General features: G+C 61.1%; 17 protein-coding genes and 2 pseudogenes. 12 read left to right on the plus strand and 7 right to left on the minus strand.

From position 1 onward, the window contains the following. Nucleotides 1-236 precede the first annotated feature (236 nt). From KVG85_RS26005 to KVG85_RS21430, 8 genes and pseudogenes are all read left to right on the plus strand, one after another. Nucleotides 237-398, plus strand: a pseudogene (locus KVG85_RS26005) (sensor histidine kinase); the annotation flags it as partial. After that, on the plus strand, nucleotides 395-1141 hold the full coding sequence (locus tag KVG85_RS21405) for a LytR/AlgR family response regulator transcription factor (protein ID WP_016772598.1): 747 nt from the start codon (nucleotides 395-397) through the stop codon (nucleotides 1139-1141). The pseudogene KVG85_RS26005 and the gene KVG85_RS21405, both read left to right, overlap by 4 nt. A gap of 137 nt (nucleotides 1142-1278) precedes the next feature. After that, nucleotides 1279-2220 (plus strand): hydroxymethylbilane synthase, encoded by a 942-nt coding sequence (hemC, locus tag KVG85_RS21410; RefSeq protein ID WP_016772599.1) that lies wholly within the window; start codon nucleotides 1279-1281, stop codon nucleotides 2218-2220. After that, nucleotides 2217-2963 (plus strand): annotated as a pseudogene (locus tag KVG85_RS26010) (uroporphyrinogen-III synthase); the annotation flags it as partial. The gene hemC and the pseudogene KVG85_RS26010, both read left to right, overlap by 4 nt. A gap of 36 nt (nucleotides 2964-2999) precedes the next feature. Beyond that, entirely contained in the window at nucleotides 3000-4142 is a 1143-nt protein-coding gene (locus KVG85_RS26015; protein WP_367615320.1) for a uroporphyrinogen-III C-methyltransferase, read from the plus strand. Continuing rightward, a complete protein-coding gene (locus KVG85_RS21420) occupies nucleotides 4139-5377 on the plus strand; it encodes a heme biosynthesis protein HemY (protein ID WP_217864888.1) in 1239 nt (412 codons plus the stop codon). The genes KVG85_RS26015 and KVG85_RS21420 overlap by 4 nt, the downstream gene beginning before the upstream one ends. Before the next feature lie 216 nt (nucleotides 5378-5593). Beyond that, on the plus strand, nucleotides 5594-6145 hold the full coding sequence (locus KVG85_RS21425) for a disulfide bond formation protein B (RefSeq protein WP_016772601.1): 552 nt from the start codon (nucleotides 5594-5596) through the stop codon (nucleotides 6143-6145). Between the two features lie 181 nt (nucleotides 6146-6326). After that, nucleotides 6327-6785 carry an Rsd/AlgQ family anti-sigma factor gene (locus KVG85_RS21430; RefSeq protein WP_016772602.1) on the plus strand — a complete coding sequence of 153 codons (459 nt, stop codon included), beginning with the start codon at nucleotides 6327-6329 and terminating at the stop codon, nucleotides 6783-6785. 57 nt (nucleotides 6786-6842) lie between these two features. On the opposite strand, the gene KVG85_RS21435 is transcribed toward KVG85_RS21430, so the two are convergent. Further along, nucleotides 6843-7508, minus strand: a complete 666-nt coding sequence (locus KVG85_RS21435; RefSeq protein WP_217864889.1) for an FKBP-type peptidyl-prolyl cis-trans isomerase — start codon at nucleotides 7506-7508, stop codon at nucleotides 6843-6845. Nucleotides 7509-7700: 192 nt separating this feature from the next. Here KVG85_RS21435 and KVG85_RS21440 point away from each other — a divergent pair, with 192 nt between their 5' ends. Next, nucleotides 7701-8885, plus strand: a complete 1185-nt coding sequence (locus KVG85_RS21440) for an AlgP family protein (RefSeq protein ID WP_217864890.1) — start codon at nucleotides 7701-7703, stop codon at nucleotides 8883-8885. On the opposite strand, the gene KVG85_RS21445 is transcribed toward KVG85_RS21440, so the two are convergent. Beyond that, on the minus strand, nucleotides 8882-9343 hold the full coding sequence (locus KVG85_RS21445) for a TIGR02444 family protein (protein ID WP_129997908.1): 462 nt from the start codon (nucleotides 9341-9343) through the stop codon (nucleotides 8882-8884). The genes KVG85_RS21440 and KVG85_RS21445 overlap by 4 nt on opposite strands. Nucleotides 9344-9393: 50 nt before the next feature. Between KVG85_RS21445 and KVG85_RS21450 the strand changes: the two genes are divergently transcribed. From KVG85_RS21450 to rhtB, 3 genes are all read left to right on the plus strand, one after another. Next, nucleotides 9394-11304, plus strand: coding sequence for an ATP-binding cassette domain-containing protein (locus tag KVG85_RS21450; protein WP_016772606.1), 1911 nt, complete (start codon nucleotides 9394-9396; stop codon nucleotides 11302-11304). Further along, on the plus strand, nucleotides 11304-11885 hold the full coding sequence (locus KVG85_RS21455) for a mechanosensitive ion channel family protein (RefSeq protein WP_101161538.1): 582 nt from the start codon (nucleotides 11304-11306) through the stop codon (nucleotides 11883-11885). The genes KVG85_RS21450 and KVG85_RS21455 overlap by 1 nt, the downstream gene beginning before the upstream one ends. 146 nt (nucleotides 11886-12031) lie before the next feature. Next, on the plus strand, nucleotides 12032-12664 hold the full coding sequence (gene rhtB / locus KVG85_RS21460) for a homoserine/homoserine lactone efflux protein (protein WP_217864891.1): 633 nt from the start codon (nucleotides 12032-12034) through the stop codon (nucleotides 12662-12664). A gap of 171 nt (nucleotides 12665-12835) precedes the next feature. Here the strand turns inward: rhtB and KVG85_RS21465 are convergent, their stop codons facing one another. The 5 genes from KVG85_RS21465 to KVG85_RS21485 all read right to left on the minus strand — a co-directional run bounded on the left by KVG85_RS21465 (nucleotide 12836) and on the right by KVG85_RS21485 (nucleotide 17601). After that, nucleotides 12836-13582: a hypothetical protein gene (locus KVG85_RS21465; protein ID WP_016772609.1), complete on the minus strand. Its 747-nt coding sequence runs from the start codon at nucleotides 13580-13582 to the stop codon at nucleotides 12836-12838. A gap of 3 nt (nucleotides 13583-13585) precedes the next feature. Next, complete coding sequence (gene lpoB / locus KVG85_RS21470; RefSeq protein ID WP_039757415.1) at nucleotides 13586-14173, minus strand: penicillin-binding protein activator LpoB; 588 nt, start codon at nucleotides 14171-14173, stop codon at nucleotides 13586-13588. Nucleotides 14174-14209: 36 nt separating this feature from the next. Continuing rightward, a complete protein-coding gene (locus KVG85_RS21475) occupies nucleotides 14210-14581 on the minus strand; it encodes a YcfL family putative periplasmic lipoprotein (RefSeq protein ID WP_016772611.1) in 372 nt (123 codons plus the stop codon). 16 nt (nucleotides 14582-14597) lie between these two features. Then, nucleotides 14598-15992, minus strand: a complete 1395-nt coding sequence (locus KVG85_RS21480; RefSeq protein WP_056791673.1) for a COG3014 family protein — start codon at nucleotides 15990-15992, stop codon at nucleotides 14598-14600. A 205-nt stretch (nucleotides 15993-16197) separates the two neighbouring features. Beyond that, nucleotides 16198-17601 (minus strand): COG3014 family protein, encoded by a 1404-nt coding sequence (locus KVG85_RS21485; RefSeq protein ID WP_217864892.1) that lies wholly within the window; start codon nucleotides 17599-17601, stop codon nucleotides 16198-16200. Between the last annotated feature and the right edge of the window lie 80 nt (nucleotides 17602-17681).

Below are 17681 nucleotides of genomic sequence, written 5' to 3' on the forward strand. Positions count from 1 at the left end.
TGACACCGGTCGATACGTTTTTTCGCGGATGTGTCAGGCATGTCCGGCGCGGTCTGCAGGGAATTTACAAAAGGATATTTTTTGATTGAGCAATATCGTTCCGACGAACGTCTACAGTGGACATAAGGGTCAGTGCGAATGCGGATCATGCAAAGGTCCGGCCACTGGCTATAAGAAAGAGGGGGCGGGTGAGTTGTACAACGGTCACCCACCGTGAGAAACGCAGGAAACACTGGGCTCCGCGCGGTACGACCCGGACGCTGGCAAATATTGCTGGCCGACGTACGGCACTTTTTGGCGCTCGGGCTAGTCTTAGCGTGGATCGCGGTGACGGAGGTCACTACACCTGTCTACGCTATCCTTGTGCGAGACTCACGCAGGAATCCAGCGCAATATGAATGTCCTGATCGTTGATGACGAACCCTTGGCTCGCGAGCGCCTAAGCCGTATGGTGAGCGAGCTCGAGGGTTACACAGTCCTGGAGCCCAGTGCCACGAATGGCGAGGAGGCGTTAGCGCTGATCGACAGCCACAAGCCGGATATCGTGCTGCTCGATATCCGCATGCCGGGCCTCGATGGCCTGCAGGTTGCTGCCCGACTGTGCGAACGAGAGACCCCGCCGGCCGTGGTGTTTTGCACCAGTCCCGATGAATTTGCCGTGGAAGCCCTGCAGGCCAGCGCCGTGGGCTATGTGGTGAAACCTGTGCGAACCGAACACTTGAATGAAGCCCTGAAGCGGGCTGAACGTCCCAACCGGGCGCAACTCTCGGCCCTGACCCGTCCCGCTGCCGAAAGTGGCAACGGCCCACGCAGCCACATCAGCGCACGGACCCGTAAAGGCATCGAGCTGATTCCGCTGGATCAGGTGGTCTACTTCATCGCCGACCACAAGTACGTGACCCTGCGTCACGAAGCCGGCGAGGTGCTGCTCGACGAACCCCTCAAAGCCCTTGAAGACGAATTCGGCGAACGCTTTGTGCGTATCCACCGCAACGCGCTGGTCGCTCGTGATCGCATCGAGCGATTGCAACGCACGCCACTGGGACATTTCCAGTTGTTCCTCAAAGGCCTCAATGGCGATGCGCTGATTGTCAGCCGGCGGCATGTTGCCGGTGTGCGCAAGATGATGCAGGGGCTTTGACCCGGGTCTCACCGGTCTTTTCGTGTTCTTTTATCCGGCATGGCAGGCCAGGGAGGCCGCGCCGGTTCTGATTCAGGTCAAAGCGAAATTGACTGAGCTGTTATTATCCGCCGTATCTATTCAGTACGGATTGTTCCATGTCCCCTCGCGAAATCCGCATCGCCACCCGTAAAAGTGCGCTGGCCCTCTGGCAGGCCGAATACGTCAAAGCCCGTCTCGAGGCGGCCCACCCGGGCCTGCTGGTAACGCTGGTGCCCATGGTCAGTCGCGGCGACAAGCTGCTCGACTCGCCACTGTCGAAGATCGGCGGCAAGGGGCTGTTCGTCAAGGAACTGGAAACCGCGCTGCTTGAAAACCAAGCCGATATCGCCGTGCATTCGATGAAAGACGTGCCCATGGACTTCCCGCAAGGCCTGGGTCTGTTCTGCATCTGCGAGCGTGAAGACCCGCGCGATGCATTCGTTTCCAACACCTACGCCAGTCTTGAAGCGCTGCCTGCCGGGGCCATCGTCGGCACCTCGAGCCTGCGTCGGCAGACGCAATTGCTGGCGCGGCGTCCCGATCTGCAGATCCGTTTCCTGCGCGGCAACGTCAACACCCGTCTGGCCAAACTCGACGCCGGCGAGTACGACGCGATCATCCTCGCCGCGGCCGGTCTGATCCGCCTGGGTTTCGAAGAGCGCATCACATCGGCGATCAGTGTTGATGACAGCCTGCCGGCCGGTGGCCAGGGCGCGGTCGGCATCGAATGCCGCAGCGCCGACCACGAAATCCACGCCTTGCTCGCGCCTTTGCATCACGCCGATACCGCTTCGCGGGTGAACGCCGAACGCGCCCTCAACAAACATTTGAACGGCGGCTGCCAAGTGCCGATCGCCTGCTACGCCGTGCTTGAAGGCGAGCAGTTGTGGTTGCGCGGTCTGGTCGGCGAGCCGAGTGGTGGCAAGCTGCTCAGCGCCGAAGCCCGGGCGCCGCGTGCCGACGCGGAAACCTTGGGTGTGCAGGTCGCTGAAGACCTGCTCAAGCAAGGCGCCGATGACATTCTCAAAGCGGTGTACGGCGAGGCGGGTCACGAGTGACGGCCTGGCGCCTGCTGCTGACTCGCCCGGCAGACGACTGCGCGGCGCTGGCCGAACAGTTGGCCGGGCACGGGATTTTCAGCAGTTGCCTGCCGCTTCTGGACATTGTTCCGCTGCCGCTCTCTGACACTATTCGCCAAGCGATTTCGCGATTGCCCGCCTGTAGCGCAGTGATTGTGGTCAGCAAACCGGCGGCGCGGATTGCGGTGGATCTGCTCAAGTCCGAAGGCACGGCGCCATTGAGCATGCCGTGGTTCAGCGTCGGTGCGGCGACCGCAGGCATTCTTCGCGAACACGGGCTCGATGTCAGCTTCCCGGCTGACGGCGATGACAGTGAAGCCCTGCTGCAATTGCCGCGTCTGCGCGAGGCGCTCGACCAGTCCGGCGCGCAGGTGATGATCCTGCGCGGCGAGGGCGGTCGTGAACTGCTCGCCGAGCGCCTGCGCGCGCTTGGTGCTAGTGTCGAGTATCTGGAGTTGTATCGCCGCGATCTGCCAGCCTACCCGTCAAACGAGCTGCCACGGCGGATCGAAGCGGAACGCTTGAACGGGCTGGTGGTCAGCAGTGGACAGGGTTTCGAGCACCTGCGGCAGATGGCCGGCGATGCCTGGCCGAAGATCGCGCAGTTGCCGTTGTTTGTTCCAAGCCCGAGGGTCGCCGAGCTGGCACGTGCCGCCGGGGCTCAAACAGTTGTGGATTGCCGCGGCGCGAGTGCCGCGGCTTTGCTGACGGCGTTACGGGAATATCCCGTGCCGTTTTCTAATGCAAAGGATGGATACGTGAGCGAAACAGCCTTGCCAAAAGATGACGTCCAGCCTGCGCTCGATGCCCAGGTTGAAACTCCACCACCGGCCAAAGAGCCGCGCCGAGGCAATGGACTGGCGATTGTCGCCCTGCTGCTCGGTGCCGCCGGTGTCGCCATCGGCGGCTGGGGTGTCTGGCAGGTGCGCCACCTGCAGAACAACACGCAGCAACAGTCGAGTCAGGTGCAGGCATTGAACGATCAGGCACAGAGTCTGAAGCTCAACGAACAGCGTCTGACCGAGCGTCTTGCACAGTTGCCCGGTGCTGACGAGCTCGCCGAGCGCCAGCGTCTGGTGACGCAATTGCAGGGCGATCAGCAGCGCCTCAATCAGCGTCTGGAAACCGTCCTCGGCGCCAGCCGCAAGGACTGGCGTCTGGCCGAGGCCGAACACTTGCTGCGTCTGGCCAGCCTGCGTCTCTCGGCATTGCAGGACATCAGCAGTGCGCAGGCGCTGGTGCAGGGCGCCGATGAGATTCTCCGTGAACAGAACGATCCGGGTTCCTTCGCCGCGCGCGAGCAAGTGGCGAAAACCCTGGTCGCCCTGCGCAGCACCGAACAGCCGGATCGCACCGGGCTGTTCCTGCGTCTCGGCGCGCTGCGCGATCAGGTCATTGACCTCACCGAGCTGGCGCCGGAGTACAAGGATCGCGGCGAGTCACTGCTGGGCCTGACCAGCGATGGCGATGGCGCCAGTCGCTGGGCGCAATGGTGGGACAAGGTGTCGCGCTATATCCGCATCGATTTCAACGCTGACAAGAACGTCAAACCGCTGCTGGCCGGGCAAAGCCTGAGCCAGGTGCGCCTGGCCCTGAGTCTGGCGCTGGAGCAGGCGCAGTGGGCGGCGCTCAACGGTCAGGCGCCGGTGTACACCCAGGCGCTGGCCGAGGCACGCGATGTACTCAAGGGCAATTTCAACCCGGACAATCCGCAAAGCAAAGTCATGCTTGAACAGGTCGCCGAGCTGAGCAAGGAACCGGTCACCGTCAAGACGCCGGATCTGGCCGGCACCCTGAGTGCGGTGCAGGGATATCTGGAGCGACGTAACGTCAATGCCGAGGAATCGGTGAAACCGTTCGCCAAGCCTGCCGCCAATGCTGCGCAGGAGGCGACTCCATGAAGCGCCTCTATGTAATCGTGTTTCTGGTCATCGCCGCGACGGCAGCGCTGGGCCTGGCGATTGCCGAGCATTCCGGTTACGTGCTGGTGGCGTACAAGAGCTTCCGCTACGAATCGAGCCTGTGGGCGACACTCGCGGTGATCGCGGTGCTGTGGCTGCTGTTCTGGGGCATCAAGGTGCTGGTCGAGCTGGTGATGACCTCCACCGGCGTGGTCAATCCGTGGTCGCGACGCAATCGCAGCCGCCGCGTGCAAGTGGCGATCGAACACGGACAACTGGATCTGGCTGAAGGTCGCTGGGCCAGCGCGCAGCGGCACTTGACCCGCGCAGCGGAAGCCGAGCGTCAGCCACTGCTGTATTACCTCGGCGCCGCCCGTGCGGCGAACGAGCAGGGTCAGTACGAAGAAAGTGATCGTTTGCTCGAACGCGCGCTGGAGCGTCAGCCGCAAGCCGAATTGGCGATCGCCCTGAGTCACGCACAATTGCAGACCGATCGTGGCGACACCGACGGTGCGCTGGTGACCTTGCAGGCAATGCATGAACGGCATCCGCGCAGCGTTCAGACACTGCGTCAATTGCAGCGTCTGCATCAGCAACGTGGCGAATGGTCGGCGGTGATTCGTTTGCTGCCTGAGTTGCGCAAGGACAAAGTGCTGCCGCCGGCAGAACTGGCCGAGCTCGAACGGCGCGCCTGGGGTGAGAACCTGTCCTTGGCAGCGCATCGCGAAGAAGACGGTACGGTGGGTCTGCAATCGCTCAAGCGGGCGTGGGAACAGCTGACTTCGGCGCAGCGTCAGGAAGCACCTTTGGTACTGGCCTATGCCGAGCAACTGCGCCAGTTGGGCGCTCAGGTCGAAGCCGAAGAAGTGCTGCGCACAGCGCTCAAACGCAAGTACGACAGCCATCTGGCGCGGCTTTATGGTCTGGTTCGTGGCAGTGATCCTGCGCGTCAGTTGCAGATTGCCGAAGGCTGGCTCAAGGAGCACCCCGCCGATCCGAGTCTGCTGCTGACCCTCGGGCGGTTGTGTCTGCAAACCAGTCTGTGGGGCAAGGCTCGCGACTATCTGGAAAGCAGTTTGCGTGTGCAGCGCAATCCGGAGACCTGTGCGGAGTTGGCCCGTCTGCTTGCACAGCTTGGCGATACCGAGCGCAGCAATCAGTTGTTCCAGGAAGGTCTGGGGCTGCTGGACGAGCGTCTGCTGGCGGCACCTTTACCGGTTGCGGCAAAGGTCTGAAGGGCGGGGGAGGATGCTCCCTCGTGAACCTCGATGACCGAAAATTCCCCTTCTTCGCGCTCTGGAGACAAAGTCCTACAGAGCGCTTCACCGTTTCCTATCGAGCCTGTCGGGTTTTCCCTACACCTGCGGTGAACTGTCGGCAGGCCCTTGCCTTGAAAGGCTGACACGCTTTCCTCTACCGTAACCGTCTGTCTCTACTGTTACGGAAAAGCCATGTCGTTGGCCTGCTCACGCTCCTTGTTCTTCATGGCTTTCATTGCGGGGGCCTTTGCTCTGGGAGCTTCCTATTACCTCGAATACGCGGTCGGCCTGACGCCTTGCAGTCTGTGCCTGGTGCAGCGGTTGTTCCTCACATTGCTGTGCATTGGCTGCGGCGTGGCGGCGGTGCATGGCCCCCGGCGTGTTGGCTTATGGTGGTACTGGCTGTTTGCGCTCGGCGCCAGTCTGGGGGGAACCACCGCTGCGTGGCGGCAGGTGTTGATCCAGAGTGACTCGATGCTGCAACTGGTCAAATGCTCGCCAACCGTGGAATCACTGTTCAGCGACCTGCCGTGGATTTGCGCCTTGCAACGGATGTTCAACGGCGGCGCTGATTGTGCGGACATCTCCTGGACACTGTTCGATTTGAGCATCCCGGAATGGAGCCTGCTGTTTTTTGTCGGCGTGTCGATCCTTGCGGTTTATCAGTTGTTGCGTCTGATCTGGAGCGCTCTGCAACGACCGGTCAGCGACGAAGCGTCGCACCACCTGCTGGTCAGGGATTAAACACTTGTATGAACTTTATCTCCTGCGTACCTTGAAGCCATAGGCGTGCGGGCATAATCTGGCCGGCACGTGTCATTGGATTTATGTTGCTCGATGACGCTCTGCCCGATCGTCCACCAGTCAAATCAGAACAGGGGCGCGGGTGTAGAGCAGCATGACCCACAAGGGAAGAGAGATCGCCATGCTCGAAAGTTGTCAGAATGCTCAGGAACGTTGGGGTGGGGTTCATCTGCTGATCGACCGCTGGTTGCAGGAGCGTGAAGAGCTGATCGGCGCCTACGACAAGCTCGGTGCGCAGCCTGAGTCGCTGTCCGAGAGCCGCAAGCCTTTGCAGGAATTCTGCGGCGTGCTGGTCGATTACGTATCGGCGGGGCACTTCGAAATCTATGAACAGCTGACTGGCGAAGCCAAGGCGTTCAACGACAAGCGCGGTCTGGAACTCGCCGAGACCATATACCCGCGCATCGACGTCATTACCGAGAAGCTGCTCGCGTTCAACGACCTGTGCGACGAAGGCAAATGCGTTGCGGAGAAATTCAAGGAGTTGGGCGGCTTGTTGCACGAGCGCTTTGAACTTGAAGATTGCCTGATCGAAGTGCTGCACACGGCACACAAGGCAGAAGATCCGGTTCAGGCCTGATCCACGTCCTTCATGAAAAACGGTGCGCCCGAAAGCGCACCGTTTTTTTATGCCTGATCAGCTCGTCGCGCCACGCAATTCCACTTCGAAAACCAGAGGTGTGAACGGCGCGATCAGGTCGCCGGCACCGTCGGCGCCATAGGCCTGATCCGATGGAATCACCAGCCGCCATTTCGCCCCCACCGGCATGTTCTGCAAGGCGGTGCGCCAACCGGCGATCACGCTGTCGAGGTTGAACCATTGCGGCTGGGTGTTCTGATCGAACACGGTGCCATCCGGCAGCTTGCCGACATACAGCACCTGCACTTTGCCGTCCGGGCCGGCCTTGGCGCCGGAGCCTGGAACCAGTTCAGTCAGGAGGATGCCATCGGCCAGTTCCTTCACCCCCGGTTTGGCTTTTTCCGCACTGAGAAAGCGTTGCTCGTTTTCCATCGCAGCATCGCTCGACTGCCGTGAAGCCTGCTCGGCGTTGCGCGATTCGTGGTCGGCCAGAATCTGTTCGATACGCGCTTCACTCAGCGCCAGTGGCTTGCCCTGATACGCCTGCTGCAGACCTTCGATCAGCGCCTGGATCTGCAACTGCGGCACCTCCTGACGCAGCCGTTCGCCGAGGCTGGCACCGAGGCTGTAAGCCAGATCATGAGCATCGTTCGCCGTGTTTTTTTCATCGGCATACGCCGTCGAAAAAAACACGCAGAGGGACAAAATAAAGTAGCGCGACATGGGCACTCTCCGACCTGGGATGCGGGGGATTATGCCAGTGCAAACGTCTGCATCGGTGAACTGCTTTTTCCCGCGCGCAGAACATTTCGGCTTCGGTGCAACGCAACGGTGCAGATACTGTCAACATGCCCTAGCGGCGGTATCAGCAGAGGTCTAGTATGAGCCGCACTCACGTCAGCCAGGAGGTAAACCATGTCGGCCACCAAGAAGCCTGTAAATACTCCGTTGCACTTACTCCAACAGTTGTCGGGCAGCCTGCTCGAGCATTTGGAAAACGCTTGCTCGCAAGCCTTGGCTGATGCTGAAAAACTGCTCGCCAAGCTGGAAAAGCAACGCGGCAAGGCGCAGGAAAAACTGCATAAATCGCGCACCAAATTGCAGGACGCCGCCACCGCCGGCAAAGCCAAGGCACAGAACAAAGCCAAGGCTGCCGTGAAAGAACTCGAAGACCTGCTGGACGCTTTGAAAGATCGTCAGTCCGAAACCCGCAGCTACATTCTGCAACTCAAGCGCGATGCCCAGGAAAGCCTGAAACTGGCCCAGGGTGTCGGCCGCGTTCAGGAAGCAGTGGGCAAGGTTCTGTCGTCGCGTTCGGCCAAACCGGCAGCAGCACCAGCGAAGAAAGTCGCTGCCAAGCCTGCTGCAAGCAAAGCCCCGGCGAAGACCGCTGCGGCGAAACCTGCTGTTGCGAAAACCGCCGCCAAACCAGCGGCCAAGGCGCCAGTGAAAGCGGCTGCCAAACCAGCGGCGAAAACTGCAGCGAAGAAGCCGGCGGCGAGCGCGGCAAAACCGGCGGCTAAAACCACCGCAGCCAAACCTGCTGCAGCCAAGCCAGCAGTGAAAGCCACCCCTGCCAAAGCCGCTGCAAAACCGGCCGCGAGCAAAGCTGCACCGGCGAAAACCGCAGCCGCCAGACCTGCTGCCAAAGCAGCAGCGAAACCAGCAGCGAAACCAGCAGCAAAACCTGCTGCGAAGACCGCCGCTGCGAAGCCTGCTGCCAAGACTGCGGCCAAGCCGGCCGCCGCCAAACCTGCTGCGAAAGTGGCGGTAAAACCGGCTGCCAAACCAGCCGCAACATCGGCAGCAAAACCTGCGGCAAAAACCGCTGCGAAACCGGCCGCCAAGCCAGCTGCGAAACCCGCTGCTGCAAAGCCGGCCGCCAAGCAAGTCGCAAAACCAGCGCTGAAAAAGCCCGCAGCTGCCAAGCCAGCCGCGACCAAACCGGCTGCCGCTCCAGCAGCCAAGCCTGCACCTGTGGCGACCCCGGCTGCTCCAGCTGCCTCGGCACCGTCGTCCGCCAATCACTCGACCCCTTCGACTGCGCCAGCGCCAGCCGCTTCGTCTAACGTCAGCAGCACCCCGACCAGCGCTTCCTAAGTGCCGGTTGCCGCGACGCGCAGCACTTGCAGCGCGTCGCGGTTCAGGCTGGCGGCATTGCCGGCCAAGCCCTCAAGCCAGGTCACCGAACCTGCATCGTTGCGCGTCCACTCCTGCGCCACACCTTCGAGCCGTGACAGCAAGGTGCGCTCAGCTTCAAGCTCCAGTGATTTGATCTGCTCGCGCATGCCGGCCACCACCGCATCGTCGACGGCCCGCGCTCTCCATTGCATGCGCAGGGTCCGCAGCGGCTGCACCACTTCGATATCCCACGGCGCGGTCAAGGCCTTGAGCAGACGTATGCGCGGTTCATCGCAGGCCACCGCGCGCTGCTCCAGCCATAAACCGCAGAGCAGCAGGCAGACATTGGCGCCCGCCGTTTGCAATTGCAGGCAGGCATCTTCCACGCCCGGCCGGGCGTAGACATCAAGGGCAAAGCTCCACAGGTCAGAGGACATCGTGCTACTCGCGCCAGTTGTGAGCGAAGCTGGTAGACTCCGCCGCCATTATGATCCGACTTCAGAACCTGACTTTACAGCGTGGCCCGCAACGTCTGCTAGAAGACGCCGAGCTGACCCTGCACGCCGGCCACAAAGCCGGCCTCATCGGCGCCAACGGTGCCGGCAAATCCAGCCTGTTCGCCCTGCTGCGCGGCGAGTTGCACCCGGACTCGGGCGACTGCCTGCTGCCGGCCGACTGGCGCATCGCGCATATGCGCCAGGAGGTCGACACCCTCGAACGCCTGGCGGTCGATTATGTGCTCGATGGCGACCTGCGTCTGCGCGAGGTGCAACGCGAGCTTGCCGCCGCCGAAGAGGCCCATGACGGCACCGCACTGGCGCGCCTGCACGCCGAACTCGACAGCGCCGACGGCTACACCGCCGATGCGCGGGCGCGCAAGCTGCTCGCCGGTCTTGGTTTCACCAATGAGCAGATGGACCGTCAGGTAGGAGATTTCTCCGGTGGCTGGCGGATGCGTCTGAATCTGGCGCAGGCACTGATGTGTCCGTCGGATCTGCTGCTGCTCGACGAACCGACCAACCACTTGGATCTCGACGCGATCATCTGGCTCGAAGAGTGGCTGAAGAGTTATCCGGGCACCTTGCTGCTGATTTCCCACGACCGGGATTTCCTCGACGAAGTGGTCGATCACGTCGCCCATGTCGATCAACGCAAACTGACCCTTTACCGGGGCGGCTACACCGCGTTCGAGCGCGCCCGTGCCGAGCGTCTGGCCCAGCAGCAACAGGCCTACGAGAAGCAGCAGGCGCAGCGTGCGCACATGGAAAGCTACATCGCCCGCTTCAAGGCGCAAGCGACCAAGGCCCGTCAGGCGCAGAGCCGGATCAAGGCACTGGAGCGCATGGAAGAATTGTCGGCGGCCCACGTCGATTCGCCGTTCGACTTTGTTTTCCGCGAGTCGACCAAAATCTCCAGCCCGCTGATCGACCTGTCTGATGCGCGTCTGGGCTATGGCGACAAGACCATCCTCGAGAAGGTCAAGTTGCAACTGACCCCGGGTGCGCGGATCGGCCTGCTTGGGCCGAACGGTGCGGGTAAGTCGACGCTGATCAAGAACCTCGCCGGCGAGCTCGAACCGCTGGCCGGGCGCCTGACCCGTGGTGAAAACACCGTGGTCGGCTACTTCGCCCAGCATCAGCTCGACTCGCTGGACTCCAAGGCCAGTCCGTTGCTGCACTTGCAGCGCTTGGCGCCGGGCGAGCGCGAGCAGACCCTGCGCGACTTCCTCGGCGGCTTCGACTTCCGGGGAGCGCGCATCGATGAGCCGGTGCTGAATTTCTCCGGTGGCGAGAAGGCCCGTCTGGCTCTCGCGTTGATCGCCTGGGAGCGGCCGAACCTGTTGCTGCTCGACGAACCGACCAACCACCTCGACCTGGAAATGCGTCTGGCGCTGACCATGGCGCTGCAGGAATTCAGCGGCGCGGTGCTGGTGGTCTCTCACGATCGGCACTTGCTCAAGAGCACCACCGACAACTTCTATCTGGTTGCCGACGGCAAAGTCGAAGAGTTCGATGGCGATCTCGAAGACTACGCACGTTGGCTGGTGGAATACCGTCAGCGCAATGCGCCGGTCAGCAACACGCCGGTCAACCCGGACAAGACCGACAAGAAAGCGCAACGCCAAGCGGCGGCAGCGTTGCGTCAGCAACTGGCGCCACACAAGCGCGAGGCCGATAAGCTCGAAGCCGAACTCGGCAAGCTGCACGAGAAACTGGCCAAGGTCGATGCCAGCCTCGGTGACAGCGATATCTACGAGCCGGCGCGCAAGAATGAATTGCGTGACCTGCTCGCCGAACAGGCCAAATTGAAGGTTCGTGAAGCCGAGCTGGAAGAAGCCTGGATGGAAGCCCTGGAAACCCTGGAAAGCATGCAGGCGGAGCTGGAGGCGTTGTCCTGATGGAAGCCTTCAAGCTGCCCTTTGCGGCGGTGTGGGTCGAACCGTTGTGGTTCACCGCGCAGATTCTGCTGATTCTGCTGGCCGGTTACCTGACCCAGCGTTTCGTTGCCAAAGGCCTCACTCGCCTCGGTGAGCGCTATCCGTTCCCACCGCAGTTGCTGATGCCGCTGCGTGGCGTGTTGCGCTGGCTGATCATGGGCAGCGCGCTGCTCTTCGTGCTCGAGCGCCTCGGCGTCTCCGCCACGGTGCTGTGGACGGCGCTGTCGGGATTTGTCGCGGTGGCGGCGGTGGCGTTCTTCGCCATGTGGAGCGTGCTGTCGAACCTGCTCTGCGCCATTCTGATCTTCACCGTCGGGCCGTTCCGCCTCGGCGACGTGGTCGAGCTGGTCGACACCACCGACAAGCCTGGCGTCAAAGGCCGGGTGATCGCGATCAATCTGCTCTACACCACGCTGGTCGAGGCTGAAGAACTCGGCACCGGCAGCGCCATGGTGCAGGTGCCGAACAGCCTGTTCTTCCAGCGATCGGTGCGGCGTTGGCGCGGGACCGATGTGTTGCCGTCGAGCGGGTTCGAGAAGTAGCTTTTTCAGCAAGATCGCAGTCTTCGGCAGCTCCTGCATTTGGAATACGATCCCTGTAGGAGCTGCCGAAGGCTGCGATCTTTTGCTTTTAGCCCCAAACGGCATTAGTTTTGACGACTTGTCACAAGCATCAGCCGAGGTATGCGATGGAGCTTCAAACATGGCTGGCATTTTTTGCCGCCTGCTGGGTGATCAGCCTGTCCCCGGGCGCGGGCGCCATCGCGTCGATGTCCAGTGGTCTGCAATACGGGTTCTGGCGCGGTTATTGGAACGCGCTGGGCCTGCAGATCGGTCTGGCGGTGCAGATCGCGATTGTCGGCGCGGGGGTTGGCGCTGTGCTCACCGCTTCGGCCACAGCATTCCATGCGATCAAATGGTTCGGCGTTGCCTATCTGGTTTATCTGGCGATCAAGCAATGGCGGGCGCTGCCCATGGACATGAGCGATGACGCTGCAGTGCGGCCGATCGGCAAGCCACTGGCCCTGGTGTTTCGCGGCTTTCTGGTGAACATCAGCAACCCCAAGGCGTTGGTGTTCATGCTTGCGGTGTTGCCGCAGTTCATCAATCCCCATGCGCCGCTGCTGATTCAGTATGTGGTGATCGGCGTGACCATGGTGGTCGTCGACCTGATTGTCATGGCCGGCTACACCGGGCTGGCGTCGAAGGTGCTGCGCCTGTTGCGCACGCCCAAGCAGCAGAAACGCATGAACCGCACCTTTGCCGGGTTGTTCATCGGCGCAGCGGCATTCATGGCGACGTTGCGCAAAGCGGCGGCGTAAAACGCTCGGGCAAGAAAAAAGGCGACCTCAAGAGGTCGCCTTTTTCATTTCTACCGAGACATCGGGGCAAGCGAGCTTTTCTTGAATCAATAGCGAGGGCCGCTTCGCGACCCAACGGGGATAAATCCCCTCGCCACAGAGCTCTTCGCCACAAAAGTCCTCAGATCCGGCTCAGCGTAAAATCACCGGCGCCGTATCACGCGGCAGATTGTTACGCTGCGGCGCTTCACGCGGCTGCTCATAACCGTCACCACCACCGAGCTGCATGCTCAGCTGCCCGGCCACGTCTTCGCCCAAGGCCTTCGACACCTCACGCACCACCCGCGGACGATTCAGCGAGATCTTGATGTCGCGATGGTTCACCAGTTTGGTGTCCTGCGCTTCGCCCATCGCCGTGAAGGCCGAGGTGATCTCGTAGGTCTTGGTGTTGATCAGACTGAAATCCGCCACCAGCGTCAGGCCCAGCACCGCCGAATAGCTGTCGGTGTGCGCCAGCTCGTTGATGTCCTGGGTGAAGTCGATGTCGGACACAGTGCCGAACAGCACGTAGTCGGCGCCTTTGAAGTTGCCGGCCTTGATGCGCTTGATCACGTCATACACATCGCCTTTGGATGAGGCGGTATACGGCGTGCCCTGCACCAGCTGGAACATGCCGGTACGCAGGATTTCACCCTTGATGTCGCCGGTGAATTTGCGCAACTCGCCCTGTTCGATGTAGCTGGTGGTCGCTTCGATCTCGTTGTAGCTCGAAGAGCCGCTGGCGCTGTAGTAACTCTCGCGGTGATTGCTCTGCGCCGAAACGATGTGGATGTATTGCTCCACGCGCTCCTGATACGCCAGATCCGTCACCGCCACTTTCGGGGCCGCCTGCGCGCTGAACGCGCAAGCCAGGGCCATCATGCCAATCCATGTGCGCATCAATCAACGCTCCGTGGTTTTGCGGATCTCTTTTTCGTCCATCCACTCGGCCAGACCGCTTTCGACGTCGATCAACTGCAGGCTGAATTTGTAGAAGACGTCCTTGTAATCACTGCTGCGCTTGACGATCGAGCTGATCGAACCTTCGATGCGGTACTTGGCGGCGATCATGTTGCCGGTCTTGGCCACGGTGCTTTTTTTGTACAGGCCGCTTTGGTTTTGCAGCTTGAGCTGGTCAACCTGGCTCTGCATCGCATTGTTGTCGCTGGCGAAGCGCGCGACACCGGTCTTCATCAACTGAGTCTTGATGCTGGTGGTGATTTCGCGGGTGTCGATGTACTCGCTGGTCTTGTTCTTCACATCGTAGACCTGAACCACCGGACGGCCCTGCAGAATGCCGGACTGGGCCAGCGAGCGGGTCATCGACTCGGCGATCATTTGCAGGTCGGTCGAACCGAATTCGTTGGTCACGGTTTCAACCGCTTTGGTGTCGCCGTAGCTGATGTTCTTGCTGCCCAGGGTCGGCGAGGTGTTGGCGCAACCGGAGGCGAGCAGGGCGATGACGGCGATGCAGGAAAAGCGTGCAAACATGAGAAAGCTCTCTCAATCAGAAATAGGGTGGCGGGCTTAAGGCGTCTTGATTTCCAGACGGAAATCCACGGCTTTCGGGGTCGGCGCGATGGCCTGAATGAAGCTGGTCTGGGCGCCGTACATCATCTGGCTTTTCCACACTTCTTCTTCGGCAACCGGGAAACCTTCGGCGCCAAGCCAGGCGAAGCGGTAGTAGAAAATCTTGTTGCTGTTGAGGGTATTGCTCAACTGCACGTTGACGGTCATGAAGCCGTTTTCACGAGCCACGCGCATGGCGCCGACGACGATGTGTTTCTGCGGGCCCATGGCCACGACTTTGCTCGCGGCGCTGCCCGGCTCCGGCGGTGGCGGGGTGGCGCAGCCTGCCAGCAAGGCGAGGGCGGCGACGGCGATGATCTTCAAGCGCATTGCAAAGACTCCGTTCTTAAGGTTGTTTGAGGCTGGCGACGTTGGTCGCGGCAGCGCTCGGCATTACGTGAGCAGCGATGCCGCCAGCGAATACCTGGTTGCCTACGGCACGCAGGCTGATCACTTGGTAGCGCTGGTCGACGGTGACCTTGACCACCGAGCCGCCGACGGCGCTCGGCAGGGTAACCTGATGCTCACCTTTTTTCAGGCGCAGACGCACCACTTGGGTGTTGTCCGGCAGGGTGCGCCATGTACGGGTATCGGCACCTTCGAGCACTGCTGAAGAAATCCCCACGGCGAGACCGGCCAGCGGGTTGGTTTCGTTGATCTGCTTCTGCGCCACACCTTTGGTGATCGCGCGCACGGTGGTGCGCACGATGATCCCCGGCATGTCATCGCGCAGGGCGCGGCGGGACATGGCGGTGGTGCTGTTCAGCGCGGTCAGGTCGACCTGCTTGCCGTCGACACCGATCTGCGCAAACGGCGCGGTGGAGGTGTCCGGTTTGATGATCGGGAACGACAGCGGAGTGATCACCACGTTGTTGGAAATCGGCAGCGGCAGCGGCACGCGAATCGAGTCGCGGGCCGGGGCCAGACCGCTCTGCACGACGATGAGAATGTCGCTGTCATCGGATTTGGAAGGCTTGTCGAGATTGACCAGCGCCTGCTCGAGCAACGGCGTGTTCGGGCGCAGTTCGGCAGCCTTGCGATAACCCGGCGCGGCCAGATCCTTCTCGCCCAAAGCTTCGTAAACGAAACCGGCCAGGTAATGGCTGAACGCACTCTGGTAGCTGTTCTTCAGGCCGACCACTTCCGGCGCGTCGAGGCTGGCCACCGGATAACCCTGCAAATCCTTGTACTGGGTCTTGATGCCTTCTTTCTCGGCCTGTTCTTCGCTCTTGAGGTATTCCTTGTCGCGCAGGTCGGCGATCACTGCTTCGCGTTCGTGGGTCTTTTTGATCGCCGTGCGGGCGCCATCGAAATCGTTGACCGCCAACAGGTTCAGGGCCATCTGCGTGGTCAGCATGACTTTTTCGTAGTCATAGCCTTCGTAGCGACGCACCTTGTCGTTGACGATGAAGCTGCCGAACTGTGCCAGGTACTTGGCCGAGTCGAGCTTGACCGCGTCTTCCCACTGACCGACCACCTGATCGGCGCTGCCCCAGGCGTTCTGGCTGCCCGACAGGTCGCCCTTGGCGCGCAGCAGTTCACCTTTCTCGAAGTAATAGAGCAGGTCTTTGTCGGTGCCAGTGTTGTTCTTTTCCAGCAGGGTCAGCGCCGCGTCGACGTTGCCGGAAGCCAGTTGCTGATTGGTCTGGGCCAGTTCGGAGTCGTAGTTGCGAAACGCTGCGCAGCCGGACAACAGCGTGACAGCGCTGAGCGCGAGCAGCATGGGAGCGCGGAATGCCATGGGTACTTCTTCCCTGAGTAACAAAACTTGCAGCCGCGTGTGCTGGTCGGGCTGGTGTGACCTATCGACGGGGCGCTGGCCTCCTGCCAATTCCTCATGCGTGAGGAGCTTTTGATGCCGGCTCGCTGGGCGAGGGCGCGGCATTATAAGCGCGTGGTGATGGCGATGTAATGTCTTTTTAGTGGCCTGCCGAAAGGTCGTGCCATCATTTAGTCAAGTTGTTCACGACGCGTTCGGCCGCTATTTTGCCAGGCCCGAACGCGCTGCCATTGGCAAAAATCCGATCGCCGAGGGAACGCAGGGTAATGACCTGGCGGTTCTGATCAATCCGGATCTTCAGCGGCGCGGCGTTGTTGACGTGGGGCAGGGTGATTGCGTGTTCACCTTTCTTCAGGCGCAGGCGCAGTACCTGAGTCAGGTTGGGCAGTGTGCGCCACGTACGCGTATCGGCCTGTTCGAACCCATCCCAATGGGTCACGTACGATGCTTTGCTCGGGTCGCGGCGGTTGTCGGTGGCTTGCACATCGGCTGCCAGAAAGGCTCGGTAGGTGGTGCGCTGGATGATGCCGGGCATGTCATCGCGCAGCGTGCGCAAGGACATGTCGGTGATACTGTTGACCGGGATCAGTTTCTTCTGGCGTCCATCGATGCCGATCTGATTGAACGACGGCGTTGAAGTGTCGGGCACCATCACCGGGAACGAGATGTTGGCGACAATGACCTGACCGTCTGCCAGCTTCACCGGGTACGGCACACGCAGCGAACTGCGTGCAGGGGCGAGGCCGCTTTGCACGATGATCAGCACATCGCTTTCGTCACCCTTGAGGCCGGGACTGTCGAGGTCACGCAATGCCTGCTGAAAGAACGGCAAGTCCGGGCGCAATTCGATGGCCTGGCGATAGCCGGGCGCGGCGAGATTCTTTTCCCCTAGCGCTTCATAGGTAAAGCCCGCGAGGTAGTGACTGAACGCGCTTTGGTAGCCGTTCTTCAAGGCGATCACCGCCGGCGCGTCCAGCATGACTACCGGATAGCCCTGCAGATCCTTGTAGTGCACACGCACGCCCTGCTTTTTCGCTACCTCTTCGACGCGCTCATATTCGAACTCGCGCTGCCGGGCGATCAGCGCTTCGCGCTCATGGGTTTTCTTGATGTCGGCGCGGGCGCCGTCGAAATCATTCACGGCCAGTTGGTTGAGGGCCATCTGCGTGGTCAGCATGACTTTTTCGTAGTCATAGCCATCGTAGCGGCGCAGCTTGTCATTGATGATGCTGCCCCAGTGATTACCCATGGCAGCCAAGAGTTTGTCGCCGGTGGTTTCAATGGTGTCCTGGCGCTCGACCACCATTTGCTCGGCACTGCGCCATGCCGCCTGACTCTGCGGCAGTTCGCCGCCCGCACTCAACACCGCGCCTTTTTCGAAGTAATAGAGCAGATCCTTTTGCTCGTCCGGGTTATGCGCTTCGATCAAAGCCAGTGAGCCGGCGACATTGCCTTGCTTCAATTGCTCGGTGGTCTGTTCCAGCTCCAGATCGTAATTGCGATAAGCCGCGCAACCCGCCAGTTGCGTAATAGCGGTCAGCAGCAGGGCAAGCAGAAGGCAAGGGCGCATTGAGTGGGGTCTTCCTTGAACAAAGCGAGAACATTTACGTTATTGGAGCTGATGGTGGCACATCGCTTCAGCGATATGAA

It is taken from the genome of Pseudomonas triticicola (assembly GCF_019145375.1).
GTDB lineage: Bacteria > Pseudomonadota > Gammaproteobacteria > Pseudomonadales > Pseudomonadaceae > Aquipseudomonas > Aquipseudomonas triticicola.